This is a genomic window from Nocardia niwae NBRC 108934 = DSM 45340 (genome assembly GCF_001613465.1).
GTDB lineage: Bacteria > Actinomycetota > Actinomycetes > Mycobacteriales > Mycobacteriaceae > Nocardia > Nocardia niwae.
In genome coordinates, this window is record NZ_BDCK01000034.1 from 1 (window position 1) to 26802 (window position 26802).

Annotated in this window: 32 protein-coding genes; 22 read left to right on the forward strand and 10 right to left on the reverse strand. The window is 69.2% G+C overall.

Translation table 11 applies throughout. The features are described 5' to 3' along the window. Positions 1–149: 149 nt before the first annotated feature. Both NNI01S_RS23755 and NNI01S_RS23760 read left to right on the forward strand, forming a co-directional pair. Complete coding sequence (locus tag NNI01S_RS23755; protein WP_063022355.1) at positions 150–482, forward strand: hypothetical protein; 333 nt, start codon at positions 150–152, stop codon at positions 480–482. Between the two features lie 62 nt (positions 483–544). Further along, positions 545–955 (forward strand): hypothetical protein, encoded by a 411-nt coding sequence (locus NNI01S_RS23760; protein ID WP_157114939.1) that lies wholly within the window; start codon positions 545–547, stop codon positions 953–955. 383 nt (positions 956–1338) lie between these two features. Here the strand turns inward: NNI01S_RS23760 and NNI01S_RS23765 are convergent, their stop codons facing one another. From NNI01S_RS23765 to NNI01S_RS35755, 3 genes are all read right to left on the reverse strand, one after another. Next, entirely contained in the window at positions 1339–1662 is a 324-nt protein-coding gene (locus tag NNI01S_RS23765) for a cupin domain-containing protein (RefSeq protein ID WP_063022357.1), read from the reverse strand. 238 nt (positions 1663–1900) lie between these two features. Beyond that, positions 1901–2527, reverse strand: a complete 627-nt coding sequence (locus NNI01S_RS35750) for a GNAT family N-acetyltransferase (protein ID WP_245676347.1) — start codon at positions 2525–2527, stop codon at positions 1901–1903. Between the two features lie 17 nt (positions 2528–2544). Further along, a complete protein-coding gene (locus NNI01S_RS35755; protein ID WP_218019251.1) occupies positions 2545–2835 on the reverse strand; it encodes a hypothetical protein in 291 nt (96 codons plus the stop codon). Positions 2836–3000: 165 nt separating this feature from the next. Between NNI01S_RS35755 and NNI01S_RS23775 the strand changes: the two genes are divergently transcribed. Further along, on the forward strand, positions 3001–4281 hold the full coding sequence (locus NNI01S_RS23775; protein WP_063022358.1) for an adenosylmethionine--8-amino-7-oxononanoate transaminase: 1281 nt from the start codon (positions 3001–3003) through the stop codon (positions 4279–4281). Between the two features lie 4 nt (positions 4282–4285). Here NNI01S_RS23775 and NNI01S_RS23780 read toward each other — a convergent pair whose 3' ends face one another. Beyond that, positions 4286–4657 (reverse strand): cupin domain-containing protein, encoded by a 372-nt coding sequence (locus NNI01S_RS23780; RefSeq protein ID WP_063022359.1) that lies wholly within the window; start codon positions 4655–4657, stop codon positions 4286–4288. Positions 4658–4716: 59 nt separating this feature from the next. On the opposite strand from NNI01S_RS23780, the gene NNI01S_RS23785 reads away from it, so the two are divergent. Beyond that, positions 4717–5199 carry a MarR family winged helix-turn-helix transcriptional regulator gene (locus NNI01S_RS23785; protein WP_157114940.1) on the forward strand — a complete coding sequence of 161 codons (483 nt, stop codon included), beginning with the start codon at positions 4717–4719 and terminating at the stop codon, positions 5197–5199. On the opposite strand, the gene NNI01S_RS23790 is transcribed toward NNI01S_RS23785, so the two are convergent. Continuing rightward, entirely contained in the window at positions 5186–5515 is a 330-nt protein-coding gene (locus tag NNI01S_RS23790; protein ID WP_157114941.1) for a hypothetical protein, read from the reverse strand. The two genes, NNI01S_RS23785 and NNI01S_RS23790, sit on opposite strands and share 14 nt — an antisense overlap. 115 nt (positions 5516–5630) lie before the next feature. Here NNI01S_RS23790 and NNI01S_RS23795 point away from each other — a divergent pair, with 115 nt between their 5' ends. From NNI01S_RS23795 to NNI01S_RS23840, 10 genes are all read left to right on the forward strand, one after another. Continuing rightward, the gene (locus NNI01S_RS23795; RefSeq protein ID WP_063022361.1) at positions 5631–6779 is read left to right on the forward strand and encodes an 8-amino-7-oxononanoate synthase; all 1149 of its coding nucleotides are present in this window, start codon (positions 5631–5633) and stop codon (positions 6777–6779) included. Beyond that, positions 6776–7450, forward strand: a complete 675-nt coding sequence (gene bioD / locus NNI01S_RS23800; RefSeq protein WP_063022362.1) for a dethiobiotin synthase — start codon at positions 6776–6778, stop codon at positions 7448–7450. Before NNI01S_RS23795 ends, bioD begins: the two co-directional genes overlap by 4 nt. Positions 7451–7673: 223 nt before the next feature. After that, positions 7674–8135: an SRPBCC domain-containing protein gene (locus NNI01S_RS23805; protein WP_063022363.1), complete on the forward strand. Its 462-nt coding sequence runs from the start codon at positions 7674–7676 to the stop codon at positions 8133–8135. Between the two features lie 51 nt (positions 8136–8186). Next, entirely contained in the window at positions 8187–9350 is a 1164-nt protein-coding gene (locus tag NNI01S_RS23810; RefSeq protein WP_063022364.1) for an alpha/beta fold hydrolase, read from the forward strand. A gap of 63 nt (positions 9351–9413) precedes the next feature. Continuing rightward, complete coding sequence (locus NNI01S_RS23815) at positions 9414–10505, forward strand: ABC transporter substrate-binding protein (protein ID WP_084489245.1); 1092 nt, start codon at positions 9414–9416, stop codon at positions 10503–10505. Beyond that, positions 10505–11368: an ABC transporter permease gene (locus NNI01S_RS23820; protein WP_084489246.1), complete on the forward strand. Its 864-nt coding sequence runs from the start codon at positions 10505–10507 to the stop codon at positions 11366–11368. The genes NNI01S_RS23815 and NNI01S_RS23820 overlap by 1 nt, the downstream gene beginning before the upstream one ends. Then, on the forward strand, positions 11344–12096 hold the full coding sequence (locus NNI01S_RS23825; protein WP_084489247.1) for an ABC transporter ATP-binding protein: 753 nt from the start codon (positions 11344–11346) through the stop codon (positions 12094–12096). Before NNI01S_RS23820 ends, NNI01S_RS23825 begins: the two co-directional genes overlap by 25 nt. Next, a complete protein-coding gene (locus NNI01S_RS23830) occupies positions 12093–13442 on the forward strand; it encodes an LLM class flavin-dependent oxidoreductase (protein ID WP_063022365.1) in 1350 nt (449 codons plus the stop codon). The genes NNI01S_RS23825 and NNI01S_RS23830 overlap by 4 nt, the downstream gene beginning before the upstream one ends. A gap of 200 nt (positions 13443–13642) precedes the next feature. After that, positions 13643–14872, forward strand: a complete 1230-nt coding sequence (locus NNI01S_RS23835; RefSeq protein ID WP_063022366.1) for an MFS transporter — start codon at positions 13643–13645, stop codon at positions 14870–14872. Between the two features lie 90 nt (positions 14873–14962). Next, a complete protein-coding gene (locus NNI01S_RS23840; RefSeq protein WP_063022367.1) occupies positions 14963–16105 on the forward strand; it encodes an alpha/beta hydrolase family protein in 1143 nt (380 codons plus the stop codon). A gap of 57 nt (positions 16106–16162) precedes the next feature. Here the strand turns inward: NNI01S_RS23840 and NNI01S_RS23845 are convergent, their stop codons facing one another. Beyond that, on the reverse strand, positions 16163–16747 hold the full coding sequence (locus NNI01S_RS23845; protein ID WP_063022368.1) for a TetR/AcrR family transcriptional regulator C-terminal domain-containing protein: 585 nt from the start codon (positions 16745–16747) through the stop codon (positions 16163–16165). Between the two features lie 104 nt (positions 16748–16851). Here NNI01S_RS23845 and bioB point away from each other — a divergent pair, with 104 nt between their 5' ends. The 4 genes from bioB (at position 16852) to NNI01S_RS23865 (ending at position 19069) form a co-directional block, all read left to right on the forward strand. Continuing rightward, complete coding sequence (gene bioB, locus NNI01S_RS23850) at positions 16852–17898, forward strand: biotin synthase BioB (protein ID WP_063022369.1); 1047 nt, start codon at positions 16852–16854, stop codon at positions 17896–17898. Positions 17899–17930: 32 nt separating this feature from the next. Beyond that, a complete protein-coding gene (gene bsaP, locus NNI01S_RS23855; protein WP_063022370.1) occupies positions 17931–18158 on the forward strand; it encodes a biotin synthase auxiliary protein BsaP in 228 nt (75 codons plus the stop codon). Then, entirely contained in the window at positions 18158–18802 is a 645-nt protein-coding gene (locus NNI01S_RS23860) for a DUF2567 domain-containing protein (RefSeq protein WP_063022371.1), read from the forward strand. Before bsaP ends, NNI01S_RS23860 begins: the two co-directional genes overlap by 1 nt. Positions 18803–18889: 87 nt before the next feature. After that, on the forward strand, positions 18890–19069 hold the full coding sequence (locus NNI01S_RS23865; protein ID WP_063022372.1) for a hypothetical protein: 180 nt from the start codon (positions 18890–18892) through the stop codon (positions 19067–19069). A gap of 81 nt (positions 19070–19150) precedes the next feature. On the opposite strand, the gene NNI01S_RS23870 is transcribed toward NNI01S_RS23865, so the two are convergent. Beyond that, complete coding sequence (locus NNI01S_RS23870) at positions 19151–19354, reverse strand: cold-shock protein (protein ID WP_063022373.1); 204 nt, start codon at positions 19352–19354, stop codon at positions 19151–19153. A gap of 423 nt (positions 19355–19777) precedes the next feature. Here NNI01S_RS23870 and NNI01S_RS35460 point away from each other — a divergent pair, with 423 nt between their 5' ends. Next, entirely contained in the window at positions 19778–19954 is a 177-nt protein-coding gene (locus NNI01S_RS35460; RefSeq protein WP_169813010.1) for a hypothetical protein, read from the forward strand. 96 nt (positions 19955–20050) lie between these two features. Here the strand turns inward: NNI01S_RS35460 and NNI01S_RS23875 are convergent, their stop codons facing one another. Further along, positions 20051–20707 carry an NUDIX hydrolase gene (locus NNI01S_RS23875; protein ID WP_174554486.1) on the reverse strand — a complete coding sequence of 219 codons (657 nt, stop codon included), beginning with the start codon at positions 20705–20707 and terminating at the stop codon, positions 20051–20053. Positions 20708–20891: 184 nt separating this feature from the next. Here NNI01S_RS23875 and nadA point away from each other — a divergent pair, with 184 nt between their 5' ends. From nadA to nadC, 3 genes are all read left to right on the forward strand, one after another. After that, complete coding sequence (nadA, locus tag NNI01S_RS23880; RefSeq protein ID WP_063022375.1) at positions 20892–21935, forward strand: quinolinate synthase NadA; 1044 nt, start codon at positions 20892–20894, stop codon at positions 21933–21935. Between the two features lie 109 nt (positions 21936–22044). Next, complete coding sequence (locus NNI01S_RS23885) at positions 22045–23613, forward strand: L-aspartate oxidase (protein WP_063022376.1); 1569 nt, start codon at positions 22045–22047, stop codon at positions 23611–23613. Positions 23614–23676: 63 nt separating this feature from the next. Further along, positions 23677–24537, forward strand: coding sequence for a carboxylating nicotinate-nucleotide diphosphorylase (gene nadC, locus NNI01S_RS23890; protein ID WP_063022377.1), 861 nt, complete (start codon positions 23677–23679; stop codon positions 24535–24537). A 51-nt stretch (positions 24538–24588) separates the two neighbouring features. On the opposite strand, the gene NNI01S_RS33795 is transcribed toward nadC, so the two are convergent. Together NNI01S_RS33795 and NNI01S_RS23900 are read right to left on the reverse strand one after the other, a co-directional pair. Then, on the reverse strand, positions 24589–25263 hold the full coding sequence (locus NNI01S_RS33795) for a DUF4276 family protein (protein ID WP_157114942.1): 675 nt from the start codon (positions 25261–25263) through the stop codon (positions 24589–24591). Next, entirely contained in the window at positions 25260–26687 is a 1428-nt protein-coding gene (locus NNI01S_RS23900) for an AAA family ATPase (protein WP_063022379.1), read from the reverse strand. Before NNI01S_RS23900 ends, NNI01S_RS33795 begins: the two co-directional genes overlap by 4 nt. Positions 26688–26802 lie beyond the last annotated feature (115 nt).

Below are 26802 nucleotides of genomic sequence, written 5' to 3' on the forward strand. Positions count from 1 at the left end.
CCTTTAGCGAGACAGTCCCCCGGGGTGCGACCTCGTGACGCCAGTCTCTGATGGAACCTGTTGTGCGGCAGTCGCGTCCGCGAACAGTGATGGAAATATCTGCGACGAAGGGGGACGACATGCGAACCATTTCGGCTGGGCGGCGAGTTGTGACTGCGATCGTGCTGAGTGCCGCGTGCATCGCAGGCGGATCAGTAGCTGGGGTCGGCATCGCACAGGCGCAGACACCGACAATTGCGGCCGAACCCGTCGACGCGGCGCACCCGCACTGGCAGTTCGAGTTCACCGCCAAGTGGACCGTGACATTGTCCTGCTACTTCGAGAATCTGGACCGGACCGACGCCACCGGCCCGGAGAAGTTCACCGGGACGGGAAAGACGAAGGACGCCGCCGAGAAGGACGCTTGGAACAAGGCGCAAGCGGCCGCGCCCAAGGGGCGGAAGGTCAAGCACTGCCGCGTCGAGAGCTCATCGAAGAAATAGCAGAAAGGTTGTACGTGGACGACGACGAACGCCAAGTGTGGGAGTTCGCGGTAGGACTCGGGTTGCCGGACGCGACCGGGCCCGGCGCCCTCGACGGCGAGGGAATCCACCCGGTTGCGCTGGCGCTCGAGGAGAGCACCCACCGGATCCGCGGGGTGAACCGTATCCCGTGCTTTACCAGCTTCGGACCGGTCACCGCGGTCGATGAGTTCGCTCAGCGCGCATGGGGCGACGCATACGACCCGGCGCGCGTCCCGGTTGAATGCCGTCTCGCCGTTTATGTGACCGATGACGAACTGGACGAACTGGTGCCAGCGATCGTCGAGGACCTCGGCATCGATGAGGACGGAACCTCGACGGTAGTCGGCCGGAAGGTCACCATCGGTCTGCGGGCCATCTCGCTGGAGTCGCCAGAGAACAGCTTCTACCAGCACCTCGTGAACCAATACCGGGATCAACCCACCACGGATTGACTCCGTTCCGGAGGCGCACAAGTGATGAGGACTACGAACCGGTCCAGATCTACAACTCGCGGATGATCAAGCCATTCGCGTAGCACAGCCGCGGCTGTGCCCGAGCCCCGTCGCTCCGCGTGGAGCGGCGGCCTTCGGACCATCCCCGGGCCCGATCTCGCTTCCCTCCGCGGCTCGACACACTTCTTGGACAAAAGGCGATGCGCTGGAAGCCGTGCCTTCCGTGCCGGTTGTCGGTGTCCCACTGCATTTGAGACAGGATTCCGCGACCGCCGACGCCAGGTCCGACCATCGCCGGTGAGAGAGGTCTCCGAACCTTGGAACCACCGGCGGTCAGTCGCGGGTCTTATACGTGATGAGGTTGCCGTCACTGCCGCGATCCATCATGCACAGGTCGTAGATGTTCGGATCGGCCCTAGCTGGTTGAGGGCAAGCGTGGTGTGACAAAGCTCGGGTTCGTCGCGGGGCACTCGGGCCGCGGTGGTCTTTCCGGCGCGGCCCAGGTCGTGCCAGAGCCGGAACATCTCCCAGTGCCGCAGCGGCGGGCGGATCTCGTGCTCGATCACCGTCGCGGGAACCACGCTGTGGAACTCGTGCACCGTGCCCGCGGGCGCCGTCACCGTGTCGCCGGGACCGGCGAGGATCTCGGCGCCGTCGATCCGGAATCGCCGCTGTCCCTCCCGGACGGTCCACCGCTCGGCGAGCACCGAATGTCAGTGCGGGCCCCCGCCTTACGCGCTCAGGCTGTCGGCGCGCGGTGAGCGGAGCGGCGCACGACACTCGTCGCACAGGCGGTTGTGCGGCCGACCTGTCCGCCCGGCTCTCCTGACTGCGGAGCCGGCGCTCCCCGGACGATTCGAGGATCGCCCGTGGGGCGCGCTCGCGGCGGCCGCGGCAGGACCCGTGATCGGCGACGATGCACCGCGCGGAGGCCGGGCGTGCGCGTCAGTCCGCGGGTATGAGCGATCGCCGCCAGGTTTGTCCGACCAGGTCGTGGCCCCAGCTGTGATGCGGGCTCTGGTCGACGAGCTCGAACCCTGCCCGTTGGTAGACGCGCCGTGCCCCAGTGAGCACGTCGTTGGTCCACAGCACGATCTCGTGGTACCCCGCCGAGGCGGCGAAGCGCAGGCATTCCGCGACGAGCGCCGTGCCGACGCCGAGGCCGCGGGCGGTGGGCTCGACCAGCAGCAGCCGCAGGCGCGCGGTGGCGTCGTTCTCCCGGACGCAGAAGACACTGCCCACCGGGCGGCCGTCGAATTCCGCGATCCAGGCGCGCTCGCGCTGCTCGTCGCGGGAAGCCAGGTAGTCGGCCACGATGCGCACGATCAGTTCCTCGTAGGTCGCGTCCCAGCCGTATTCGTTCGCGTAGAGCTCCGCGTGGCGCTGGATCACCCAGCCGTAGTCGCCGGAGCGTGGGGCGCGCAGCGTGCACGAGGGGGCGTCGGCGGGCCGGTCGAGAATCTGCTGGATGGTGCGCATGGCGGTGATCAGCCGGGCGCGGGCCGCCGGGTGCCGCGCGTCGAGCAACGCGCCCACCTCATGGCTGGAGCGCTGATCGAGCGTCGCGAACACCTTCCTGCCCCGATCGGTCAGCCGGACTTCCTGACGTCGGCCGTCGCTGCCGGAGCGGTTGCGCCGCACCAAATCGGCCTGTTCGAAGCGGGCCAGGATGCGGCTGAGGTAGCCCGCGTCGAGGTCGAGGGCATGCGCAGCGCGACCACTTCGGTCGTGTCGGATGCGGCCAGTTCGAACAGTATCCGGGCTTCGGTGAGCGAGTACCGGCTGTCGTGCAGTCCTTCCCGCAGGACGCCGATCACCCGGGTGTAGTGGCGGTTGAACTCGCGGACGGCGGCGATGTCGGCGGGCGCGGCAGCGGTCACGTCGGCTCCAATCTTTGACTTGGTCAAAGAATATTCCGCGGTGCTGCCGCCGAGTGGGGAAACGGCGGAACTTCGCCCACCCTTGCGAACGCGCCCAGCTCGGGTGCTAACTTGAACGGTGTTCAAGCCGCCCCGGACGGCCGGGGCCGTGACCCGAGGATTCCTGTGGCACTGACCCCCGACCAGATCACCGCACTCGACGCCGAGCACGTCTGGCATCCCTACGGCGGCTTCCCCGCGACGACCGAACCGCTGGTGGTGGCCGCCGCTGAGGGGGTGAGGCTGACCCTGGCCGACGGGCGTGAACTGGTCGACGGCATGAGTTCCTGGTGGGCCGCGATCCACGGCTACCGGCATCCGGTGCTGGACGCCGCGCTGCTCGCCCAGTCGCGGCGGATGAGTCACGTGATGTTCGGCGGGCTCACCCACGAGCCCGCGGCCCGGCTGGCCGAGCTGCTGGTCGAAGCAACGCCGGCGGGGCTGGACAAGGTGTTCCTGTGCGACTCCGGCTCGGTGTCGGTCGAAGTCGCGGTGAAGATGTGCCTGCAATACTGGCGGTCGCTGGGCAAGCCGGAGAAGCGCCGCCTGCTGACCTGGCGCGGTGGATATCACGGCGACACCTTCACTCCGATGAGCGTGTGCGACCCGGAAGGCGGCATGCACTCGCTGTGGACCGATGTCCTGGTCGATCAGGTGTTCGCGCCGGTGCCGCCGCGCGATTACCGGCCGGAGTACGTGGCGGAACTGGAGCGCCTGGTCGCCGCGCACGCGGGCGAACTCGCGGCCGTCATCGTGGAGCCGGTGGTCCAGGGTGCGGGCGGGATGCGCTGGCACCACCCCCGTTACCTCACCGACCTGCGCAGGCTGTGCGACGAACACGGCGTGCTGCTGGTCTTCGACGAGATCGCGACCGGGTTCGGCCGCACGGGAACACTTTTCGCGGCCGATCAGGCGGGGGTGAGCCCCGATGTGATGTGTGTCGGCAAAGCGCTGACCGGCGGCTATCTCACCCTCGCCGCCGCGCTGTGCACCGCGCGGATCGCCGAGACGATCAGCGCGGCGCACGGCGGGCTGATGCACGGACCCACCTTCATGGGCAACCCGCTGGCCTGCGCGGTGGCCGTCGCGTCGATCGAGCTGCTGCGCTCGCGCGACTGGCGCGGCGAGGTGGCCCGGATCGAGGCGGAGTTGACGGCGGGCCTGGCTCCGGTGCGCGACCTGCCGGGCGTGGCGGAGGCGCGGGTGCTCGGCGCGATCGGAGTGATCGAGCTGGAGCGCCCGGTCGACATGCGCGCCGCGACCGACGCTGCGGTGGCGGCCGGGGTGTGGCTGCGCCCGTTCCGCAACCTGGTGTACGCCATGCCGCCGTTCATCAGCACATCCGACGACATCGCCACGATCACCGCCGGGATGCGCGCCGCGGTGGCCGCGCAGCCCGATCGGTGACCGGTCAGGCGATCCACGGCGGGACGATGGTGCCGTCGCCGTCCGGCGTGCCTGCCCGTGCGCCCGCCGGTGCGGTGACGATTGCGGTGAAGCCGTCCGCGGTGCGCACCTGCCGCAGCACGTTCGGCGGGAGGATCACCGTATCGCCCTCGCCCGCACCGAGTTCCGTGCCGTCGATCGTGACATCGATCCGTCCGGCCAGGACGGTCCAGATCTGCTCGGCGTCGATGAAGTGCAGCGGACCGGCGGTGTTCGCGGGTACCTCGACCCGCCACAGCGCGAGTTGCGAGCCGCCCTGGGTGGGGGAGGCGAGCGTGGTCATGACGCCGCTCGCGGTCTCGGTGCGGCGGGTGTCGGAGTGTCGAATGACGGTCATGGGGTTACCACCTAAAATAGACAACATGGTTGTCCATATAGTCAACGAGGTTGTCCATCATGTCAAGTGACGCGGGTGGTTACGAGTTGCCCCTGCGCATGCTGCTCGGCTTCCGTGCCGTGATCGACGAGGTGCATGCCGACCTGGCCGAGCACGGGCACGCCGAGTTGCGGCCGATGCACGGGTTCATCTTCCAGGCGGTCGGCCGCGCGGGCGGGCCCTACGGGTGCACCGCCGCGGACCTCGGGCGCGCGCTCGGCGTTTCGAAACAGGCCGCGGGCAAGCACATCGAGGCGTTGGAGCGGCTGGGCTACCTACGGCGCGGGCACGATCCGACCGACGCGCGGCGCAAGGTCTACACCCTGACCGCACGCGCCCGGGACGTGCTGACCCGATCGGCGCGCACCTTCGACCGGATCCACGACCGCTGGGCCGAGCGGCTCGGTTCGCAGCGGCTGGCCGAGCTGGAACGCGATCTGCGCGAATTGACGCCCGGCGAGGTGTTCCGGCTCGACACCCCGAACTGGTTCACCGGTCCGTGAACCCGTCGTGCGTGCCGCGAGGGTCCTCGGCGATCCCGGGACGATCGCTGTCCGACAACATCTCCCAGACCCGGAAGATGCAGTGGTAGTCGTCCGACCAGCCGCGCACCATCAGCAGATAGGTGTCGCCGTCGCGCAGGACGATGCGGCGGCCGCGCAGTTTGGGATGCTCGGGGGTGTAGGTGGGGAGTACGCCGGCGAGCTTGGCCAGCGCCTGTGCGCGCGTGCCGACCACTTCCGTGAGAATCCGGGGTGACCAGCGCTTGTGCTCGCCCGAGCCCGTAGTTTCCTCGACGACTATCGCCCACCGCGACATCCGGCCGTGTTCCTCCCCAGGGAAACTGCGTCACCGCGGGCCGGTGACCACCACCAACGACTGTTCCACGGTACCAGCGGGCGTCCTGAACGGTGTTCAAGTATGCTGCTCAGCTGTGACTACCGATCCGCTGAGCTGGCTGGACGAACGCGCGGCCGCGCGCGTGGCCGCGGGACTGCGCCGGGAACTGCGCCCGCGCGCTCCGCAGGCGTCGTCGATCGACCTCGCCTCCAACGACTACCTCGGCCTGGTCCACCATCCCGAGGTGATCGCGGGCGCGATCGAGGCGGTGCGCCGCTGGGGCGCGGGGGCGACCGGATCGCGCCTGGTCACCGGCACCACCACCGAGCACGAACTGCTGGAAACCGAGCTGGCCGAATTCGTCGGCGCCGAAGCGGGACTGGTGTTCGCCTCCGGGTACGCGGCCAACCTGGGCGCGGTCACCGCGCTCGCCGGGCGCGGCTCGCTCGTGGTCTCCGACGAGGGCAGCCACGCGTCGCTGGTGGACGCCTGCCGGTTATCCCGCGCCAGGGTGGAGATCGCGCCGCACGGCGACGTCGCGGCGGTGGACCGGCTGCTGTCGGAGCGGACCGAGGACCGTGCGCTGGTGCTCACCGATTCGGTGTTCAGCGCCGACGGCGACCTCGCGCCGCTGGCCGAACTGCACCGGGTGACCCGGGCCAACGCGGCGGTGCTGGTGGTGGACGAGGCGCACGGCCTGGGCGTGCGCGGCGCGGGCGGGCGCGGGTTGGTGCACGAGTCGGGCCTGGCCGGGGCGCCGGACCTGGTGATCACCGCTACTCTGTCGAAATCCTTTGCCGCGCAAGGTGGTGTGGTGCTGGCCGGTGCGCGGGTGCGTGCCCACCTCGTCGACGCCGCGCGCACGTTCATCTTCGACACCGGTCTCGCGCCCGCCGCCGTCGGTGCCGCGCGAGCCGCCCTGCGCGTGCTGCGCGCCGAACCGGAGCTGGCCGGGCGGGTGCTCGATCGCGCCGCGGACATCGCCCGGATCGCCGGTGTGCCCACGCCGCCCTCGGCGGTGGTGCCGGTGGTGCTCGGCCCGGCGCAGGTGGCCTTCGACGCCGCCCAGGCGTGCCGGGCGCGCGGGCTGGACGTGGGCTGCTTCCGTCCGCCCACGGTTCCGGAGGGCACGTCGCGACTGCGGCTGACCGCGCGAGCGAATCTCACCGCGGCCGAACTCGACGCCATCGCGACAGTGCTCGGTGAGGTGCTGGCCGAGGCGCGCGAGGCGGTGCCCGCATGACCGTCCTGCTGATCACCGGAACCTCCACCGACGTCGGCAAGACCGTGGTCACCGCGGCGGTCGCCGCCATGGTGCGGGCCAACGGTCGTACGGTCGCGGTGTGCAAGCCGGGCCAGACCGGTGTCGCGGAAGGCGAACCCGGTGACCTCGCCGAGATCCAGCGGCTGTCCGGCGTCACCCGGACGGTCGAACTCGCCCGCTACCCGGACCCGCTGGCGCCCGACACCGCCGCCCGCCGCGCCGGGCTGCCGGAGTTGACGCTCGCCGACACCGCCGCCGCCGTCGATTCCCTGTCCGACGCCGACCTCGTCCTGGTCGAGGGCGCGGGCGGATTGCTGGTGCGCCTGGGCGATTTCACCCTGCTCGACCTCGCGCAGAAACTCGGCGCACCGGTCCTGCTGGTCACCGCCGCCGGGCTGGGCACGCTCAACCACACCGAACTGACCACCCGCGCATTGCACTCGGCGGGCGTGCGATGCGCGGGCCTGGTGATCGGCTCCTGGCCCGCCGAGCCGGACCTCGCAGCGGAATGCAACCGCACCGATCTGCCCCGCGTCACCGGCGTCGACCTGGTGGGCTCGGTGCCGGAGGGCGCGGGCGGCTGGCAGCGCGCCCGATTCACCGCCGCCGCCCCGGGCTGGTTCGATCCCGCTTGGTCGCCGTTGCGCTGACGAGTCACGCACGCGGGCGAACGTGGGACGAACTCGCCGGGTTGTTCGGTAGCCGGGATGCCGAGTTCATCGGAATTCCTGACGCCGCTACTGTGCTCGGGGCGCCGCCGCGACGACAGTGGGGTCCGGGTTCTGCGCCGGGCCGGATGACCGGGCCCCGCCGGGCCGTTCCGGTGGAAAGCGCTGTCGGAATCTGTCGGTGCCGCTGCCTAGAGTGAGACGCATGACCGCGACATGGATCCGGTGGCACGTGCGCGCGCCCCGCGCGACCGTCTACCGCCTGCTGCTGGACGCGGAATCCGTGCGGCAGTGGGTGGGTCCCGACGGAAAGACCGGCCGCGTGCACGAATTCGATCCCACCGAAGGCGGCGTGTTCCGTATCACGCTCATCGATGACGAGTCCGACGACACCGGCAAGACCACCGCGAACGGCGATACCTACCACGGTCGTTTCACTCGGCTGATCCCGGACGAGCAGGTGGTGGGGATCATCGAGTTCGAGACCGACGATCCCACAGCGATCGGCAAGCAAACCATCACCTACGTCCTCGGCGATGCCGGGGGCGGTACCGATATCGTGGCGATGCACGAGGGTCTTCCGGATGCCATCACTCCCGAGGACAACGAACTGGGCTGGCGAATATCGCTCGGCAAACTCGCGGCGAGGGCCGAGGCAGCACGCTGAGCGGTAGCGGGTTCGTGGCGACCGTCCGCACCCGTGCCTACAGTGGGATGGATGTCGCCGATGGACGCCCGGCACCCGTCCACCGTCTCCGACTGGGACGACGCGCGACGCCGAACTCGGCTGCGGGACACGAGCCTGGGGCACGGGTGGAAGACGTTGCGCCGCACCAGGGTGACGCTGCTTCGGGTGGCCGCACTGCTGCTGACCGGACTCGTGGTGTTCGCGCAGTACTGGAAGTACGACGTCGCGCCGGAACAGGCGCGACTGGCGCGCACCGAGCCGGCCATCCTGCCCGTCGCCCCGCCGGTGGACCCGCAGAACTGGGACACCGTCGTGGTGGACCTGGTCGGGCTCGGCGGGCTCGATGCCAGCGACACCGCCGCCGCACTGCCCGCGCTGCGCAGGATGGGCATGGTGTGGGCGATCCGCTACGACAACGAAGGCATCGACACCAAGGTGATCGCCGACCTCGTCGTGCGCGCCGCCGAACTGTCCGGCCTGCGTAACATCGTGCTCGTCGGCCACAGCATGGGCGGCGTTATCGCGCTGGAGGTCGCCGAGCACATCCACCGCGACAGCGACCGCAGGCTGGTCGGGGTGGTCCTGGACTGCACGCCGGTGGACCTGAACGCCGTGCGGCCGGAGAGCCGCGGACGCGGTGAGGACATGCTGCGCTGGATGGGCTGGCTGCCCGGCGCCCGGGAGAGCCGCGCACTGCGGCTGGCCGTGGAGACCTATGCCCGCCGCGACCGTTTCCTCGATCGTCGCGACGGGCCGGCCGGGCTGAAGTTCGGCAAGCTCGGCGAGGTGCTGGCGGAAGTGCTGCGGGAGAAGATCGTCTCGCGCGACGCCGCGAGCAACGGATTGATCGAATCGCAGTTCACCGCCATCGTGGCCGGTGGCGCGGCCGACGATCTGCGCACTCTGGCCCAGCCCGTGGCGGACAAGCCGCGGCCCGCCATCGTCTTCATCCGGCCGCGCGACGCGAGCGCCGACCGGGTGGTCGACGTCGAGTACTCCCACCGGGTCCTGATCGAGCGGTCCGGCGGCGTGGACGGCACGCTGCTGGTGGTGCTCGCCCGGAACATCGGGCATGCCAACCCGATGCAGCGCCCGCGGGAGTACAACACGGTGATCGAGCAGCAGATCCTGCCGTTCGTGCAGCGCTACCAGCAGCAGATCCGATCGACCACGGTGGCCGCGCCGCCCCGCTGAGGGTTCGAACCAGGCTGAGACAAACCGTTTTCGCGCCGGTTTCGTCTTGTTCTAATTCGCCTTATGTTCCGACCAAGTACGTTCCGGTCCGGCCTCCGCGGCCGCACGACCGCCGCATTGCTCGCCGTGGCGACCGTTGCGACTCTCGGACTCACCGGCTGCGCCAAGGACGACGAGCCGGTCGGTCCCACCGCCGACGGACCACTGCCGACCGAGGTTCCCCCAGGCACCACCCTCGTGGTCGCCGACCAGTCCGAGCGCCTGCAATCCGTACTGCGCCTGTCCGGCGAGCTCGACAAGCTTCCGTTCAAGGTGGAGTTCGCCAACTTCATCGGCGGTCCCGCCATCCTGGAGGCGTTCCGCGCGGGGGCGGCCGACGTCGCGCAGGTCGGTGACGTCCCGCCGATCCACGCCTTGGTGGCCGGGCAGGACGTGCCGATCATCGCGTCTTACCAGACCAGCGCCACCGCCTTGAAACTGGCTGTGGCGCCGGGGAAGCCGGTGTCGAAGCTGGCGGATCTGAAGGGCAAGAAGATCGCCTACGCCGAGGGCACCGCCCAGCAGGCCGCCGTGCTGCGCGCCATCGACAACGCCGGTCTCACCACCTCCGACGTGCAGTTGATCCGGCTGCAATTGGCCGAGTTCCCCGATGCCGTGCGCACCGGGCAGGTCGACGTCGCGCCGCTGATCGAACCGAACGTCACTCGCTTCCTGCGCACGCCCGGCGCCTCGCTGGTGCCGGACTCCGAGACCGCGGGCATCTACGGCGGCCTCGCCTACCTCTACGCCCGTCGCGCCGTCGTGCGGGACCCGGCGAAGGCAGCCGCCGCCCGCGCGTTGGTCGGCGCGTTCGTCCGCGCCTACCAGTGGGCCAACACCCATCCCGAGGACTGGGCGCGCCGGTACTACGTGGAGAACCAGAAGGTGAGCGCCGACGACGCCAAGCGCATCGTGGAGTCGCTGGCCACCTACGTCTTCCCGCATCTGGACCAGCGGCTCGTCGACCGGCAGCAGGCCACCATCGACGCCATCGCCAAGGCGGGCGAACTGCCCAAGAAGGTGCAGGCGGCCAACGGTTTCGACCTGCGCTTCGACGCCGCGATCACGCAGGCGGTCACCGAGAGCGGCGCCGCGTTCGAACCGAAGGCACGCTGATGGCCACTCTCGACGCCGGCGTGCTGCGCCGCATCGGCCGCGGCCGCCCCGTAGCGGAACCGGTACTGGCGAAGCGCAAACCGGCCCGGCGGCGCCTGGGCCCCGGCCGCCCCATCCCGTTCGGCATCGCGGTGGGGCCCGCGTTGCTGATCGCCGCGTGGGTGGCGGGTTCCGCGACGGGCGCGTTGGATCCGGAGACCTTGCCCGCCCCGTGGACGGTCGCCGAGACCGCCGGTGACCTGCTCGCCGACGGCCGTCTGCAGAGCAATCTGCTGACCTCCGTGCAGCGGGCGGCGATCGGGCTCGGACTCGGCGTCGTGATCGGCCTGGTGCTGGCGTTGCTGGCCGGGCTGAGCCGGATCGGGGAAGCGTTGGTGGACGGGCCGATCCAGATCAAACGCGCCATTCCCACGCTCGCGCTGATTCCGCTGTTCATCGTGTGGTTCGGCATCGGCGAGGAGATGAAGCTCGTGGTGATCACCACCAGCGTGGCGATCCCGATCTATCTGAATACGCATGCGCACCTTCGCAGCGTCGACGCCAGATATGTGGAACTCGCCCAGACGGTGGGGCTGTCGCGCGGGGGGTTCATCCGCCGGATCGCGCTGCCGGGCTCGCTGCCCGGCTTCTTCACCGGCCTGCGGCTGGCCGTCACCATCTCGTGGCTGGCGCTGGTGGTGGTGGAACAGGTCAACGCCACCAGCGGCATCGGCTACCTCATGACCCAGGCCCGCACCTACGGCCAGATCGACATCATCGTGGTCGGCCTGGTGATCTATGGCCTGCTCGGGCTGTTCGGCGACATCCTGGTGCGCGCGGCGGAAAGGAAGGCGCTGTCATGGCGGCAGACACTCGGGGACTGAACGTCGTCCGCGCCCGGCGGCTGCGCCGCGGCTTCGGCGACCGGGTCGTGCTGCGCGACCTCGACATCGACATCGCCGAGGGTGAGTTCGTCGCGCTGCTCGGCCGCAGTGGATCCGGCAAGAGCACACTGCTGCGGGCGCTGGCCGAATTGGACTACGACGTACCGGGTTCCGGCGAGCTGAGCGTGCCGACCGAGCGCTCCGTGGTGTTCCAGGACTCCCGCCTGCTGCCCTGGGCGCGGGTGCTCGACAACGTCACCCTCGGCCTCGGCGGCTCGGACGCGGCCGGTCGCGGTCGCGCGGCGCTGGCCGAGGTCGGGCTCGCGGGACGCGAGAATGCCTGGCCCAAGGAGCTTTCCGGCGGCGAACAACAGCGCGTCGCCCTGGCTCGTTCGCTGGTCCGCGAACCCGAACTGCTGCTGGCGGACGAGCCGTTCGGCGCGCTGGACGCGCTCACCCGAATCAAGATGCACGCACTGCTGCAGGATCTGTGCGCCGAGCATCGGCCCGCTGTCCTGCTGGTCACCCACGATGTGGACGAGGCGGTGCTGCTCGCCGACCGCGTCCTGGTGCTCGACGACGGGCGCATCGCGGTGGATCAGCGCATCGACCTGGAACGTCCCCGCCGCCACGGCGATCCCGCGTTCCTGCGGCACCGCTCCCTGCTGCTGGCCAGCCTGGGTGTCGATGTCGCGGACCCGCCCACCGACGAGAAGAAAGCCTCATGACCGCACCGCGTCAACTCAGCCTCAACGCCTTCATCTACCCCTCCGGCCATCACGAGGCCGCCTGGCGGCATCCGTGGAGCAGCCCCGAGCGGATCTACGACGTCGCCTACTACCAGGAGATCGGACGCACCGCCGAAGCGGCGAAACTGGACGCGGTGTTCTTCGCCGACGGTCCCGCCCTGCGCACCGACGTCAAGCACAACGCGGCCTCCGGGCTGGAACCGATCACCCTGCTCACCGCGATCGCCACGGCCACGACACATCTCGGCCTCATCGCCACCGCGTCGACCACGTACTACGAGCCCTACAACCTGGCCAGGCTGTTCTCCACGCTGGACCACATCTCCGGCGGACGCGCGGGCTGGAACATCGTGACCACCGGCACCGATCTCGCCGCGGCCAACTTCGGCCTGGACCAGCATCCCGTGCACGCCGAACGGTACGCGCGGGCACGGGAATTCGTCGACGCCGTAGTCGCGCTGTGGGACAGCTGGGAGGACGACGCCATCGTCCTGGACCGGGCCGCGGGCGTGTACGCCGACCCGGAGAAGATCCACCGGATCGACTTCGCCGGCGAACATCTGCGGGTGCGCGGCCCGTTCACCGCGCCGCGCACCCCGCAGGGCCACCCGGTGCTGGTGCAAGCGGGCGCGTCGAACGACGGCCGGGCGTTCGCGGGAAAGTACGCCGAGGCGATCTTCACCGCGCACCAGCGGCTCAGCGACGCGCAGGCGTTCTATTCCGACATCAAGGCGCGCGCCCGCGGCTTCGGCCGCGACCCCGAGCACGTCAAGATCCTGCCCGGCATCAGCCCGTTCATCGCCGACACCGAGGCGGCGGCCAAGAAATTGGAACGCGAGTTCAACGAACTCACCGTGCCCGAATACGGCTTGGCCCAGCTGGAGGGCATCGTCGGGATCAGCCTGCGGCACCTGCCGCTGGACGAGCCGATCCCGGTCGAATTGTTCGACGCGGCAGGCGATGTCACCGACAACGGGCAGAGCCGGTTGCAGGTCGTGGCGGGCATCGTGCAGCGCGAGCGGCCGACCGTGCGCGGACTGCTGCACCGTCTCGCCGGTGCGCGCGGGCACCGGGTGTTCGCCGGAACCCCCGAGCAGGTCGCCGACACGATCGAGGAATGGTTCCGCAACGGCGCCGCCGACGGATTCAACGTGATGCCGCCCTACTACCCGGGCGGACTGGAGATCTTCGCGAAGGCGGTCGTGCCGATCCTGCAGGAGCGCGGCCTGTTCCGCACCGAGTACACCGGCGCCACCCTGCGCGACCACTTCGGCCTGCCCCGCCCCGACAGCCGCTTCGCCCGGCAGCCCGCGCTGGCCCGGTGAGCGGCGCCGACGGAACCGACTGTCCCACCGGGCCCCCGGCCAACGGCGCTGTCCGCCGCAGGGCTGCCTTCGTGCCCGCGATGAGCCGGATCCCGAAGTGATCGGCGTACGTCGTGCGGCGGATGTGTCCCGACCGGACACCGATTTCGGGTGGTGTGCGATCAAGTGGGGCTCGGCGGGCGGCCTCGATCGGCGGCGCGATGAGTGAGCGACACGCGGTGGCCGGCGAGGTCGCCGACCGGGTGCGGTTGCGCTCGCTGATCTGGACGGTGTTCGTGCCGATGGTGGTGTACGGCATCGGGTCCGGCGCGGCGGCGCCGATGTACGCGCTGCGCGCGCTGGACCTGGGCGCGTCGGCCGGACTGGCCGGGATCATCGTCGCGCTGTCCGGGTTGGGGATGGTGCTCACCGACCTGCCCGCGGGGCGGGTCGTCGCGACCATCGGCGAACGCGGCGCGCTGGCGGTCGGCTCGGTGCTCGGTGCGGCCGGGGTGCTCGCGGCGATCGTCGCGCCGAACGTCGGGATCCTCGCGCTGGGGATGCTGCTCAACGGCGCGGCGGGCGCGGTGTGGGGGCTGGCTCGCCAGTCCTATCTCGTGGCGGTGGTGCCCGCGCACGACCTCGGTCGCGCGATGTCGACGCTGGCGGGTTCGATGCGCTTGGGTTTCTTCTGCGGACCGTTCCTCGGTGCGGCCGTGGTGCACTCGCTCGGCCCGAACGGCGCGCTGTGGTTGCAGTTGATCACCACGGTGATCTCCGGCGCGGCCATGGCGGCGATCCGCTCACCCGGGGGATCGAGCGGGGAAGGCGCGCGCCGCGCACTGAGCGCGGTCGTGGTCGAACACCGGCGAGTCCTCGGCACGCTCGGACTGGCCGCGTTGCTGGTCGGCGCGGCACGGGCGGCGCGGCTGGCCCTGCTGCCGCTGTGGGCGGCGCACATCGGGCTGAGCGCGTCGACCACCAGTCTGGTGTTCGGCGTGGCGGGCGCGGTGGACGTGCTCATGTCCTACCCGGCCGGGGTGTGGCTGGATCGCTACGGCAGGCGGGCGACCGGCGTGCCGTCGATGATCCTGTTCGCCGCCGGTTTCGGCGTGCTGCCGTGCACCTCGTCGGTGCTCGGTCTGGGCTGTGCCGCCGTCCTGCTCGGGCTGGCCAACGGGACGAGCAACGGGCTGATCATGACGGTCGGCGCGGACGTCGCGCCGGACGGGCAACGCGCGGAATTCCTCGGCGCGTGGCGGCTCACCCACGACATCGGCATGTTCGCCGGGCCGGTGGCGGTCGGCGCGATCAGCGCCCTCACCGTACTCGGCGGCGCGGCCATCGCCCTCGCGCTGACCGCCGCGGCGGGCGCGTACACCATGCACCGCTGGTTTCCCGGCGTGGTGGTGCCGTCCGCGCGGCGACAGCGGTCCGCCGAGACCGGATAGACGCCTGGCCGCAGCGGGATACCGGATCGCCACTGTTGGCACGTGTCGCTGGGGAGTGATCACCGGCGGCCGTCGGTAGGGTGCTGCGGCATGTCCCTCTCGTTGCTTCGGCGATCCGGTCTCGTCGCCGCCTCGATCAGCCTGTGCTTCGCGGTCACGCTCGGGATGGCGCCGGCGACGGCGCAAAGCCCGGCGGCCGGGCGACTGAGCGCGATCGAACTGCTCGATCCCGCGTGGACGTTCGGCAAGGCCGCGGTGTCGCTCGGGATCGTCTACACCACGACCGATCAGCACGGCGCGCCCGCGCAGGCGTCCGGTGCGCTGTATCTGCCCCCGGGCCTGCCGCCGCAGGGCGGATGGCCACTGGTGGTGTGGGCGCACGGAACCGCGGGTATCGGGGACGGCTGCGCGCCGTCGCGCCGCCCGCAGTCGGAGCGGAATTCCACCTATTTCGATCGGATTCTGGAGAACGGGTACGCGGTGCTGGCTCCCGATTATCAGGGGCTCGGCACCGGTGGGCAGTTCAGCTACTACAACGCGAACGTCGAGGGGATGTCGATCTTGGACGCGGTCGCGGCGCTGCGTACGACTCCGGTGCCGCTGTCGCGCGAATGGGTTGTGGTCGGCCAGTCGGAAGGGGCGCACGCGGCGATGAGCGCGGCCGGTTTGTACACCGAGAAAGGCAGTTCCGCCGAGGGGTTGAGCGGAGTGGTAGCCACCGGTTTGCGCACCGATCCGAGCAAGAGCTTGCCCCAGATGATCCGGCCGGACTCGACCGGTTCCAAGAACCAGATCGCGTATACGGCCTACTATTTGGCCTCCCTGGAGGAGCTGAAGCCAGGAAGCGTGCTCCCTTACCTCTCCGACTTCGGCAAGGAGTATGTGGAAAAGGCCGCGACCGAGTGCCTTTCGAATCTCGTCGCGCGGGCCGAGGGCCGCCGACCGGCGGCACTTTTCGCCGACCCCGACCGGCCGACGCCCACCTTCGCCGCGGATATCGCGGCTCTGGCGGGATATCCCGAAGACCGCTTCACCAGTGATCTCATGATCGGCTACGGCACCGCGGACATCGATGTGCCTCCCACCGGCACCGAGGACTACGGGAAGACCCTGCAGGGGTTGAACACCGAAATACGAGTGACGGTTCGGCAATACCCCGGCAAGGACCACAGCGGTGCGTTCCTGGCGTCGCTTCCGGACGCGTTGGCGTTCCTGAACACGCATTTGCGCTGACGCTCGGCGCGTCCGATCTGCCGCTGCCCCGAGTCCGGAACCGTCACCCGCTCGATGTCAGCGGACGCTGGTTCCGAGCAGGTGCCGCACACCCGCGACGAACAGTTGCAGACCGAAGTCGAAACGGGCTGTGGCGTCGATGGTTTCCTCCAGCGGCGACGCGCCCTCGGGCAGGGCGCCCACCGAGTCCATCTGCATCCGCGACTGTTCGTCCACGGTCTCGCCGAGGACGTAGTAGAGCAGTGTGAACGCCGCGAGTTCGGCCTCCTGGCGGGGCATGCCCGCCCGGATCGCGGCGCTCACCAGACGTTCCCGCCCCTTGCTCGTGGTGAGCCGGGAAGCGTATGTCGCCGAGACCAATTCGGCGCCGTCGCGGTAGGCCAGCAGGCAGTTGCGCAGCCGGTGGGCCAATTCGGTGATCTGTCCCGACCATTCCTCGGCCTCGATCGGGTCCTCCATCGGCGCGAGGATCTTGTCCGCGACCGCGCCGAGCAGCGCCTGCTTGTTGGGGAAGTGCCAATACAGCGCGCCCGGCTGGACCTGGAGGGAACCGGCCAATCTGCGCATGGTCAGGTCGGCCAGGCCGTATCGGTCCAGAATCGCGATGGCTCCGTCGACCACGTCCGCCCGGTGCAGTTGCACTCGATGCCCTTCCCGTCGTGCTTTGACTCACTCCTACCGCTACCCTAGCCTGAACACCGTTCAAGTTGCACGGCCACCTCGGCCGGACGAAGGGATTCGTGGCAGTGACCCAGGCACCTGTAGACACCACTGCGCCAGGACCGAAGCAGGTCGGGACGTCGCGCATTCTGTCGATCGCCCGCGAGCAGGTGCTCGAGCGCGGGGAAGGGCTGAACCAGGAGCAGACCCTCGAGGTGCTGCGCTCGAGCGACGACCAGTTGGAGGAACTGCTCGCTCTCGCCCACGAGGTGCGCATGAAGTGGTGCGGCCCCGAGGTCGAGGTAGAGGGCATCATCAGCCTCAAGACCGGCGGCTGCCCGGAGGACTGCCATTTCTGCTCGCAGTCGGGCCTGTTCCAGTCGCCGGTGCGCGCCGCGTGGCTGGACATCCCCAGCCTGGTGGAGGCCGCCAAGCAGACCGCCAAGACCGGCGCCACCGAGTTCTGCATCGTGGCCGCCGTCCGCGGTCCCGACGAGCGCCTGATGGCTCAGGTGGCCGCGGGCGTAGAGGCGATCCGCAACGAGGTCGACATCCAGGTCGCCTGTTCGCTGGGCATGCTCACCCAGGAGCAGGTCGACCAGCTGGCCGCCATGGGCGTGCACCGCTACAACCACAACCTGGAGACCTCGCGCTCCCACTTCCCGAATGTGGTCACCACGCACACCTGGGAGGAGCGCTGGGACACCCTGCGCATGGTCCGCGAAGCGGGCATGGAGGTCTGCTGCGGCGGCATCCTCGGCATGGGCGAGACGCTGGAGCAGCGCGCGGAGTTCGCCGCGAACCTGGCCGAACTCGAGCCCGACGAGGTGCCGCTGAACTTCCTCAACCCGCGGCCGGGCACCCCGTTCGGCGACCTGGAGGTGCTGCCCGCGTCCGACGCGCTGCGCGCCGTCGCCGCGTTCCGGCTCGCGCTGCCCCGCACCATGCTGCGCTTCGCGGGCGGCCGCGAGATCACTCTGGGTGATCTGGGCGCCAAGCAGGGCATCCTGGGCGGCATCAACGCCGTCATCGTCGGCAACTACCTGACCACCCTCGGCCGCCCCGCCGAACAGGATCTGGACTTGCTCGGCGAGCTGAAGATGCCGATCAAGGCGCTCAACGAAACACTCTGACCGGCTCGGTTGCGACGATGAGGCAGGCGAGCATGAGTACTGTCAAGACCATGGACGAGCGCTACAACCCGTTCACCGGCAAGCGAATAGTGCCGGGACTCGACGACGCGATTCCGGCCGCCGCCGCGCTGGGCCTGGAGCCGCCGCGTTTCTGCGAACAGTGCGGTCGCCGCATGATCGTGCAGGTGAGCCCGGACGGCTGGTGGGCCGAGTGCTCCCGGCACGGCGTCATCGAATCGGCCGAATCGGAACGCCGCTAGTGGCGTCGTCGTTGCGCAGCGAGGTGCGCGCGGCGGCGGTGGCCGCCGTCGCCGTGGTGGCGGTCAGTGCGCTCGCCGGCGTCGGATGGGGTTTCGCGGCGCCGACCGAGCGGCTGCTCGTGGTGGAACCGGGCCGGGGGGTCGCGCTGACCGGGGAAAGCACCCATCAATTCGACGCGCTGGCGTTGTTCGTGCTGGCGGGAGCGGTGCTCGGGCTGCTCTGCGCGCTCGCCGCGTGGCGGTGGCGTTCGGCACGCGGGCCGCTGCTGCAGCTCGGCCTGTTGATCGGCTGCGGCGCGGGCGCGGTGGTGATGGCGAACGTGGGGGAGCAGATCGCCGCCTGGTCGCATCCGCACCCGAGCGATCCGCCGGTCGGCCAGATCGTCACGTTGCCGATCGAACTGGGCAGTGCGCTCGCGCTGATCGTGCAGCCGCTTTTCGCGTCGTTGGTGATGCTGTTCCTCGCCGCGCTCAGCACGTCGGAGGACCTCGGCAGCGGCCGACGCACCACCGGGGACGAGGCGGAACCCTTCGGCTCCTTCCCGCCCCATGCTGAGGCTGCGAGTGGGGAAAACCTGCCCTATCGTGGCTACGAGCCTGCCGCGGAAGGGTATTCGGTCCCCGAATACCGACCGCGGTACTGACGCGTCATCCGGCCGGGCAGCCGCGACGGCAGAAGGCTTTTCGTACCACGCGGGTGTGGGACGGAGCGTGCGCGGAAGGAACAGGACGTGACCGCCCGGTTCGTCGTCGTCGCGGTCCCTTCGGTGTTCTTCCTGGGCGTCCCCGTGACTGTGGTGACGGTCTTCCTGCTGCTGTTCTGGTTGGTGGAACTGGCCTTCTGGGCCGCATCCCGGGTGACGCAACGGATCGAAGCCCCGCCCCCGGACCCGCAGATGAAGACCGCCTGACCGGTCACGCCGAAATCCGGGCCGGTCAGACGCAAAAGCCCCGCACCTGTACGGTGCGGGGCTCCTACCTGACTACGTCGATCAGATCGTGCGGACGTCCTGAGCCTGCGGGCCCTTCTGTCCTTGGCCGATCTCGAACTCCACGCGCTGCCCCTCTTCAAGGGACTTGAATCCCGAGCCGGACACGGCGGAGTAATGAACGAAGACGTCGGCGCCGCCGCCGTCTTGCGCGATGAAGCCGAAGCCCTTTTCGCTGTTAAACCACTTCACACTGCCTTGAGCCATTGCTTTACTTCATTCTTTTCTGTAGATGAGCCGAGCGAATCACTTCGATAACCCGGTCTCAACAGTCGAGACTGCCACGAACCGGTGCATCGCGACACCGCGCGGCCCGGTTTGTGAGCTAACCGACACGAACGGTCATCGCCGATCCCGCGGTGTAATACGCCGGATCCGGCCGTGAGGGCGGCCGACTCGCTCGGTCCAGCGGCATCGGGGCGGTCGGCGGGCCCCGGCCGTGATCTGGACTGCGGCGCACCTACGGCACCGGAATCGCGAGCGAGGCCTACGGCTGTATCCGGCCCGACGTGGAGGGAGCCGCCGGGTGATGGTTCGTCCCGCGGCGAAAACAAGTGGAGGCGGGATCGATGGTGGGGATAGCGTAGGCGGCCGGTGGCACCCGCGAGCGCGTCGAAAGGAGGCGGAGCCATGAATCGAGCAGATCGACCGGTGGCACAGACGCCTCCGGTCGTGCAGGAGCGCGCGGATCTCGCGGCTTGGCGACGGCGAGATGCCTTGCGCCGCAGCAACGCCGCGCGCCCGGTACGGAGCAAGCGGCAGTATCGACGGCAGGACAAGCACCGGAAAGCGGCCACCGGCTATTGACCCGAAGCCCCTTGGCGCGAGTGCTCGCAGCACGCCGCAAGGCCGTTCACGAGAGCCGTGCGAGTGCGGATCGTGCTCCGCGGAGGGCGCCGTCGGTCAGGAGGCCCCGGGTGGGCGCAGGGCGGCGAATTCGTCCGTTACGCGCAGGCCGGAGTCGGTGAAGCGGTAGACCGCGGCGGGGCGGCCGCCCGCGCGGCCGGGGGCGGCGGTGGCGCCGGTGGGCGTGATCACCTTGCGGCGGGACAGGACGCGCTGGAGGTTCGTCGGGTCCACGTCGTAACCGAGTGCCGCGCAGTAGATCTCGCGCAAGGTGGACATGGTGAACCGGTCCGGCGCGAGGGCGAAGGCGATGTTGGTATAGGACAGTTTCGCGGCCAGGCGGGTGCGGGCGTGGTCGACCACCGTGCGGTGGTCGAAAGACATGTCCGGCAGCGCCGAGACCGGGTGCCACGCGGTGTCCGAGGGCAGGCGGGGGTCGGCGGTCAGCGGGACGAGGCCGAGGTAGGCCGAGGCGATGCGACGGGGGCTCGGCACCCGGTCGGGAGCGCTGAACACCGAGAGCTGTTCCAGATGGCTCAGCTCGCGCACGTCGACCTTCTCGGCGAGCTGGCGGCGCGCGGAGGCGTCGAGGTCCTCGTCGTCGCGCAGCCGGCCGCCGGGTAGCGACCAGGTGCCCTTCTGCGGATCGAGCGCCCGTTCCCACAGCAGCACCGCGAGTTCGGTCCGCTGATCGGGCGGACAGCGTCGCAGCATGCTCTCCGCGCGGTCCGCAGCGTCGTGACCTGCGGCGATGTTCCGAGGGAAGCGACGAACCTGGAACACCGCGGTGAGCGATTCGTGGATGGTGCTACTATGGGCCACGTTTTCGATTGTAAGTCGAAAACCTGGTTTGGTGCGAATCGGCGCGCAGCCGAGCGCACGAGGAAGGGAGCCATCCATGGCGACGACGGGTGCGAAACTGGCGCCCCCGCTGATGGGGCAGGTGTTCGACGGGCCCTCCGGGTTCGAGGGTGTCGAGGCTGGGCCGGAGTGGGCGCAGGAGGTCGCGCGACTGGCCAGGGAGCGCAACGCGACGATCCTGGCGCACAACTACCAGCTGCCGGAGATCCAGGACGTGGCCGACCACGTCGGCGACTCGCTGGCGCTGTCGCGGATCGCGGCCGAGGCGCCCGAGGACACGATCGTGTTCTGCGGCGTGCATTTCATGGCCGAGACCGCGAAGATTCTCAGCCCGGCCAAGACCGTGCTCATCCCGGATCAGCGCGCGGGATGTTCGCTCGCGGATTCGATCACGGCCGAGGAACTGCGCGCCTGGAAGGCCGAGCACCCGAACGCGGTGGTCGTGTCCTACGTGAACACCACGGCCGAGGTCAAGGCCCTCACCGACATCTGCTGCACCTCGTCCAACGCGGTGGACGTGGTCGCCTCGATCGACCCGGACCGCGAGGTGCTGTTCCTGCCCGACCAGTTCCTCGGCGCGCACGTCAAGCGGGTCACCGGCCGCGCGAACATGCACATCTGGGCGGGTGAGTGCCACGTGCACGCGGGCATCAACGGCGACGAACTGACCGAGCAGGCGCGCACCCATCCGGACGCGGAGCTGTTCGTGCACCCCGAATGCGGCTGCGCCACCTCGGCGCTGTACCTGGCGGGCGAGGGAGCCTTCCCTGCCGAGCGGGTGCACATCCTGTCCACCGGAGGCATGATCGACGCGGCCAAGGCGGCGAAGTCGAATCAGGTGCTGGTGGCCACCGAGGTGGGCATGCTGCATCAGCTGCGCAAGGCCGCCCCCGGCATCGATTTCCAGGCCGTGAACGACCGGGCGTCGTGCAAGTACATGAAGATGATCACCCCGGCGGCGCTGCTGCGCTGCCTGGTCGAAGGCCGTGACGAGGTGCACGTCGATCCGGAAACCGCCGCGCTGGGGCGTAACTCGGTGCAGCGGATGATCGCGATCGGCAATCCCGGCGGCGGTGAATGAGTCCGACCGCTGCCCTCGTGGCGGTGGGTCGCTCTGCGGCGGAACGCGCTGATCGCGGCGCCCGCGCCGGAGAGCGTGCACGGATCGGAAGACAGAGAGGCGCGGGCCGATGACAACCCGGCTTTCGATCGACTGGGAGGCCGAGGCCGATCTGGTCGTGATCGGCGGCGGCGTCGCGGGACTGACCGCGGCGCGCACCGCGTCACTGCGTGGCTTGCGGGTGCTCACGCTCAGCAAGGGCGGCCCGGCGGACACGTCCACCCAGTACGCCCAGGGCGGCATCGCCGTCGTGGCGCCGCACGGTGACTCGGTCGAATCGCACGTGCACGACACGGTGGAGGCCGGGGCCGGGCTGTGCGACGTGGACGCCGTGCGCTCCATCGTCGCGGGCGGGCAGGCCGCCGTGGCGGCGCTGACCGATCTGGGCGCGGTGTTCGACCTCGGCCGCGACGGCCAGATCTCGCGGACCCGTGAGGGCGGGCACAGCACCCGCCGCATCATCCACGCCGGGGGCGACGCCACGGGCGCGGAGGTGCAGCGAGCGCTGAACGAGGCCGGGCTGCCGGTGCTGTTCGGCGCGGCGGTCGCCGACATCGTCACCGGACCGGGCGGCGTACGGGGCGTCATAGCGGTGTCGGACAAGGGTTTCGGGGTCGTGCACGCGCCCGCCGTGCTGCTGGCCACCGGCGGGCTCGGGCATTTGTACGCGCTGAGCACCAATCCGCCGGGCGCCACCGCGGACGGCGTCGCGCTCGGGCTGTGGGCCGGGGCGACCGTCGCCGATCTCGAGTTCGTGCAGTTCCACCCGACCGTGCTGTACACCCCGGGTGGACTGGGGCGCAGACCGCTGATCAGCGAAGCGGTGCGCGGTGAAGGGGCGAGGCTGGTCGACACCGAAGGCGATCCGGTGACCGCGGGCGTGCATCCGCGCGGCGACCTCGCGCCCCGTGATGTCGTCTCGCGCGCCATCGCCGCGCGCATGCGGGCGCTCGGCGCCGAGCACGTCTACCTGGACGCGCGTTCGATCGACGGCTTCCCGCAACGGTTTCCGACGATCACCGCCTCCTGTCTGGCGGCGGGCATCGATCCGCGCACCGACCTCATCCCGGTCGCACCTGCCGCGCACTACCAGTGCGGGGGTGTGGTCACCGACACGCACGGCCGCACCGGAGTTCCCGGCCTGTACGCGGCCGGCGAGGTCGCGCGCACCGGTCTGCACGGGGCCAACCGGTTGGCGTCCAACAGCTTGCTGGAGGGATTGGTGGTCGGCGAGCGCGCCGGGGCCGCCGCCGCCGAACGGCTCGGCGAGCGCGCCGGGGTAGGCGAGATCCCCTCGCGCTTCGCCGAATACGCCGACCGCGCTGTGGTGCAGGGCCTGATGACCACGCACGCCTCGGTGGTCCGCGACCGCGCGGGTCTCGCCGAAGCGCTCAAGCGGCTCGACGACGTGGTCACCCGCCGCGACACGCGCACCGCCGCAGCACACCCGATCGCCGGGATCGAGGACGCCGCGCTCACCCTCACGGCCCGCACGCTGTTGCTGTCCGCACTCGCCCGTACCGAGAGCCGCGGCTGTCACACCCGGTCGGATCACGCCGATGCCGTGCCAGGACTCCGGCGCAGCCTGCCGATCCGGCTGAACGGCGACGGCGTCCCCGAGTACGCACCCATTCCCTGATCACAGCCGCCGAGCGGAATTCAGGTAGGACCGCTGTCCGCTCGGCGAGGAAGGAACACTCCGATGGCTCTGGACGCCGCCCTGGATCGCGACGAGGTGCTGCGCGTCATTCGCGCCGCGCTGGACGAGGATCTCCGCTACGGACCGGACGTCACGACTGCGGCCACCGTGCCCGCGGACGCGGTGATCAAGGCGTCGGTCGTGTCGCGGGAACCGGGGACCGTGGCCGGGCTCGACGCCGGGTTGCTGGTGCTCGACGAGGTGATCGGCGCGGGCGGCTACGAGGTCACCGGTCGGGTCGCCGACGGCACCCGCGTGTCGCCGGGACAGTCCGTGCTCACCCTGATCGCCCCGACGCGCGGACTGCTCACCGCGGAGCGCACGATGCTCAATCTCGTGTGCCATCTGTCCGGCATCGCCACGGCGACCGCCGCCTGGGTGGATGCCGTCGCGGGCACCCACTGCCGGATCCGGGACAGCCGCAAGACGCTGCCCGGGCTGCGCGGGCTGCAGAAGTACGCCGTGCGCGTGGGCGGCGGGGTCAACCACCGCATGGGTCTCGGTGACGCCGCGTTGATCAAGGACAACCACGTGGTCGCCGCCGGGTCGGTGGTCGAGGCGCTGCGCGCGGTCCGCGCCGCAGCCCCGGACATCGCCTGCGAGGTGGAGGTGGACAGCCTCGAGCAACTCGACGCCGTCCTGGCCGAGAACGTGGAACTGGTCCTGCTGGACAACTTCCCGCTGTGGCAGACCCAGGCGGCGGTGCAGCGCCGCAACGCCGCGTCTCCGCAAACGAAACTGGAATCCTCCGGAGGCTTGAGCCTGGACGTCGCAGCCGACTACGCCCGCACCGGTGTCGACTACCTGGCCGTGGGCGCCCTCACCCACTCGGTCCGGGTGCTCGACCTCGGGCTGGACATGTAGGCATTCTGGCGTTCGGAATGCGCCGACGCCGCGTGCGATTGAGGTGCTGATCTACCAGAGTGCGTCAGAACTGCTTCTGCCGTCGCGCGATCCGAGTTCTGCGGCGGCAGACTCGATATCCTTCACCAACTGCTGCCAACTCGGCAACTGCGTGATCGGGCCGGAACAATCGATGCTGCGGAGTAGCTGACGTCGGTGTTCACTGAATCTTTTCGCGACTTGTTCTCGGCGACGTCCAGTGCAATCTGCTGCAGTTATGATGCACTGCTGGAGCAACTGCTTGGGATCGGGTACAGATTCGATCTTCCGGATAGACGGCAGATTCAGATTTGTTCTACCACGCGGGTTACCGGCGACGCGCCGGATAGCGCCCTCGTCGAGCAGCAGCCACGCCTCGGTCATGCGCACGGGGATCACTGGCATGGCCCGCACGGAATCGCTCACCGAGCGGACAGCACTCTCGATCTCATTGCGGCGTTCGTCCGGGCCGGCGTTGTCGGCATCCCGATGAACGACGACGAGGTCTACAGGACCACCTAGCAAGCGTAATCCTGCGCCCACTCGAGAAGCTACGTCTTTGGGGACTTTGCCGAGCAGTGCATAATCCGGCTTGCTCAGTCGTACCTCCACGTCGCGATCGATGAAAAGTGTCTCGACAATTTCCGCGAGTGGAAGATCTGACGTACCTTCACATACGAACAGCCCGGAGAATATCCTTGCGGTCATCCGGCCATGTCCATCGGCAAGCGGAGTTGCGCTCCCACCGGCGCGGCAAGATACGCAACGACGTCTGCTTCGGCGAACGAAGCTTTGCCGACAGTCGAGCGCCAGGATTCTCGAAACGGCAGCAGCGACAACGCCGTAGTGACGGTGCCGTCTGGCCCGCGGCGGGGGCGGGTCTCAGCGAGTAACAAATCGGCAGGATCGCACAGTTGGACAACGCCGGGCGCATGGGTATTGATTATGACCTGGCGGAAGGGGTTTCCGGGGCCCGGTGGCGAATGTGGATCGACTGCGAGATCTCGCACGAGCTGAACCATCGCCGGTAGATTGGCCGGATGAATTCCATTCTCCGGCTCCTCCATACAAATCAGCCCGGTGAAAGTCGGGTCTTCGAGAAGAACGCAGAGGGCAAGAAAACGCAGGGTTCCCTCCGATAGTGCGCGAGCAGGAAGTCGCATACCATTGCGCTCCCGCAAGAACAGCGTAAAGACCTCGCGCACCTGGTCGGGTTCGACCTTGACGCTCTCCACGCTGACGCCGGAGAGGTCCGAGAGCCGATCTGCGACCTGAGCATAGACGGCTTCCGGGTCTGGGCTCATGGAGCCGTTGGTCGCCTCATTGGCAATCCGATAGAGCGTGGCCGCGAGATGACGACCGTTCGTTTCCATCACTCGAGGATCTGCGAACCCATCGGGAGCCCGCAGTGCGGAAGGTTCGAGGGCGAGTCGATGCCAACTCTGCATCTCCCGGCGGGCCGCCAATATGGTCGGGTAGTCATTCGTCGTTACTGTGCTGAGCACAGTTCTGCCAGCTCGTGCCGCTCCCCTCGGTTGTGGCTTGCCGAAACTTCCCCCATCGCCGTGCACGTTGATCACTGTTCCGTTTTCGCGTTCCTCGGTCGAGAGGAATGCGCCCCCTCGCCGCTGCCCCTGCACGACAGTGCTTCGGAAGCCTTTTGCAGTATGTGGAAATCGCAGATGTTTCGGGGCGTCGCCTCGATTGATATGCCGGAGTTCCTCGCGGTGCAGAATCAGCCTGCCCACACTGCTTTCTCCCTCGGGAGCCGAATATCCTAGTTCCAGCTCGTATCGAAGGAAAGTTGTAGTTGCCTTCGCGGGCGCACCGAGGTCATCCTCGACCTCGGCAGGGACGATCATCTCTGCGGCAAACCAAATACGCCTTTCATGGTCGCGGTAGCCGTCCCAGAACAGATCCCGCGGATCGCCACCGCGCATCCCGGATGCTCCCCGAACCCGCTGCGAAGCCTCGACAAGAGGGTCGGTGGCCAAATAGGAGAGGAACTCGATGGCGTCGAAGACATTGGACTTTCCCATCCCGTTAGCGCCTGCGATACACGTGAACGGGCCGAAGTCCACCTGAACATCGAGGAGGTTCTTGAAGCCTCGAATCTCCAGTTTGGTGAGCATGCCGTCAGATTACCCTGAGTTCGATCGACCACGTGCCTGCCGCGCTCTCATTCATGCGTCCGAGTGGAGCGATACCTTTCTCTGATGGCTCCCGCTCAGCCTGCTGAGTCAACCC

Bases quoted from the DNA above. Each gene is read 5' to 3' on its own strand.
- nadA (WP_063022375.1), top strand. From the start codon at position 20,892: ATGGCGACGACGGGTGCGAAACTGGCGCCCCCGCTGATGGGGCAGGTG.
- NNI01S_RS23820 (WP_084489246.1), top strand. From the start codon at position 10,505: ATGGCCACTCTCGACGCCGGCGTGCTGCGCCGCATCGGCCGCGGCCGC.
- NNI01S_RS23900 (WP_063022379.1), bottom strand. From the start codon at position 26,687: ATGCTCACCAAACTGGAGATTCGAGGCTTCAAGAACCTCCTCGATGTT.
- bioD (WP_063022362.1), top strand. From the start codon at position 6,776: ATGACCGTCCTGCTGATCACCGGAACCTCCACCGACGTCGGCAAGACC.
- NNI01S_RS23810 (WP_063022364.1), top strand. From the start codon at position 8,187: ATGTCGCCGATGGACGCCCGGCACCCGTCCACCGTCTCCGACTGGGAC.
- NNI01S_RS23875 (WP_174554486.1), bottom strand. From the start codon at position 20,707: ATGCTGCGACGCTGTCCGCCCGATCAGCGGACCGAACTCGCGGTGCTG.
- NNI01S_RS23785 (WP_157114940.1), top strand. From the start codon at position 4,717: ATGTCAAGTGACGCGGGTGGTTACGAGTTGCCCCTGCGCATGCTGCTC.
- NNI01S_RS23830 (WP_063022365.1), top strand. From the start codon at position 12,093: ATGACCGCACCGCGTCAACTCAGCCTCAACGCCTTCATCTACCCCTCC.
- NNI01S_RS23825 (WP_084489247.1), top strand. From the start codon at position 11,344: ATGGCGGCAGACACTCGGGGACTGAACGTCGTCCGCGCCCGGCGGCTG.
- NNI01S_RS23885 (WP_063022376.1), top strand. From the start codon at position 22,045: ATGACAACCCGGCTTTCGATCGACTGGGAGGCCGAGGCCGATCTGGTC.
- NNI01S_RS23815 (WP_084489245.1), top strand. From the start codon at position 9,414: ATGTTCCGACCAAGTACGTTCCGGTCCGGCCTCCGCGGCCGCACGACC.
- NNI01S_RS23780 (WP_063022359.1), bottom strand. From the start codon at position 4,657: ATGACCGTCATTCGACACTCCGACACCCGCCGCACCGAGACCGCGAGC.
- NNI01S_RS33795 (WP_157114942.1), bottom strand. From the start codon at position 25,263: ATGACCGCAAGGATATTCTCCGGGCTGTTCGTATGTGAAGGTACGTCA.
- nadC (WP_063022377.1), top strand. From the start codon at position 23,677: ATGGCTCTGGACGCCGCCCTGGATCGCGACGAGGTGCTGCGCGTCATT.
- NNI01S_RS23835 (WP_063022366.1), top strand. From the start codon at position 13,643: ATGAGTGAGCGACACGCGGTGGCCGGCGAGGTCGCCGACCGGGTGCGG.
- NNI01S_RS23870 (WP_063022373.1), bottom strand. From the start codon at position 19,354: ATGGCTCAAGGCAGTGTGAAGTGGTTTAACAGCGAAAAGGGCTTCGGC.
- NNI01S_RS23840 (WP_063022367.1), top strand. From the start codon at position 14,963: ATGTCCCTCTCGTTGCTTCGGCGATCCGGTCTCGTCGCCGCCTCGATC.
- bsaP (WP_063022370.1), top strand. From the start codon at position 17,931: ATGAGTACTGTCAAGACCATGGACGAGCGCTACAACCCGTTCACCGGC.
- NNI01S_RS23805 (WP_063022363.1), top strand. From the start codon at position 7,674: ATGACCGCGACATGGATCCGGTGGCACGTGCGCGCGCCCCGCGCGACC.
- NNI01S_RS23790 (WP_157114941.1), bottom strand. From the start codon at position 5,515: ATGTCGCGGTGGGCGATAGTCGTCGAGGAAACTACGGGCTCGGGCGAG.
- NNI01S_RS35460 (WP_169813010.1), top strand. From the start codon at position 19,778: ATGAATCGAGCAGATCGACCGGTGGCACAGACGCCTCCGGTCGTGCAG.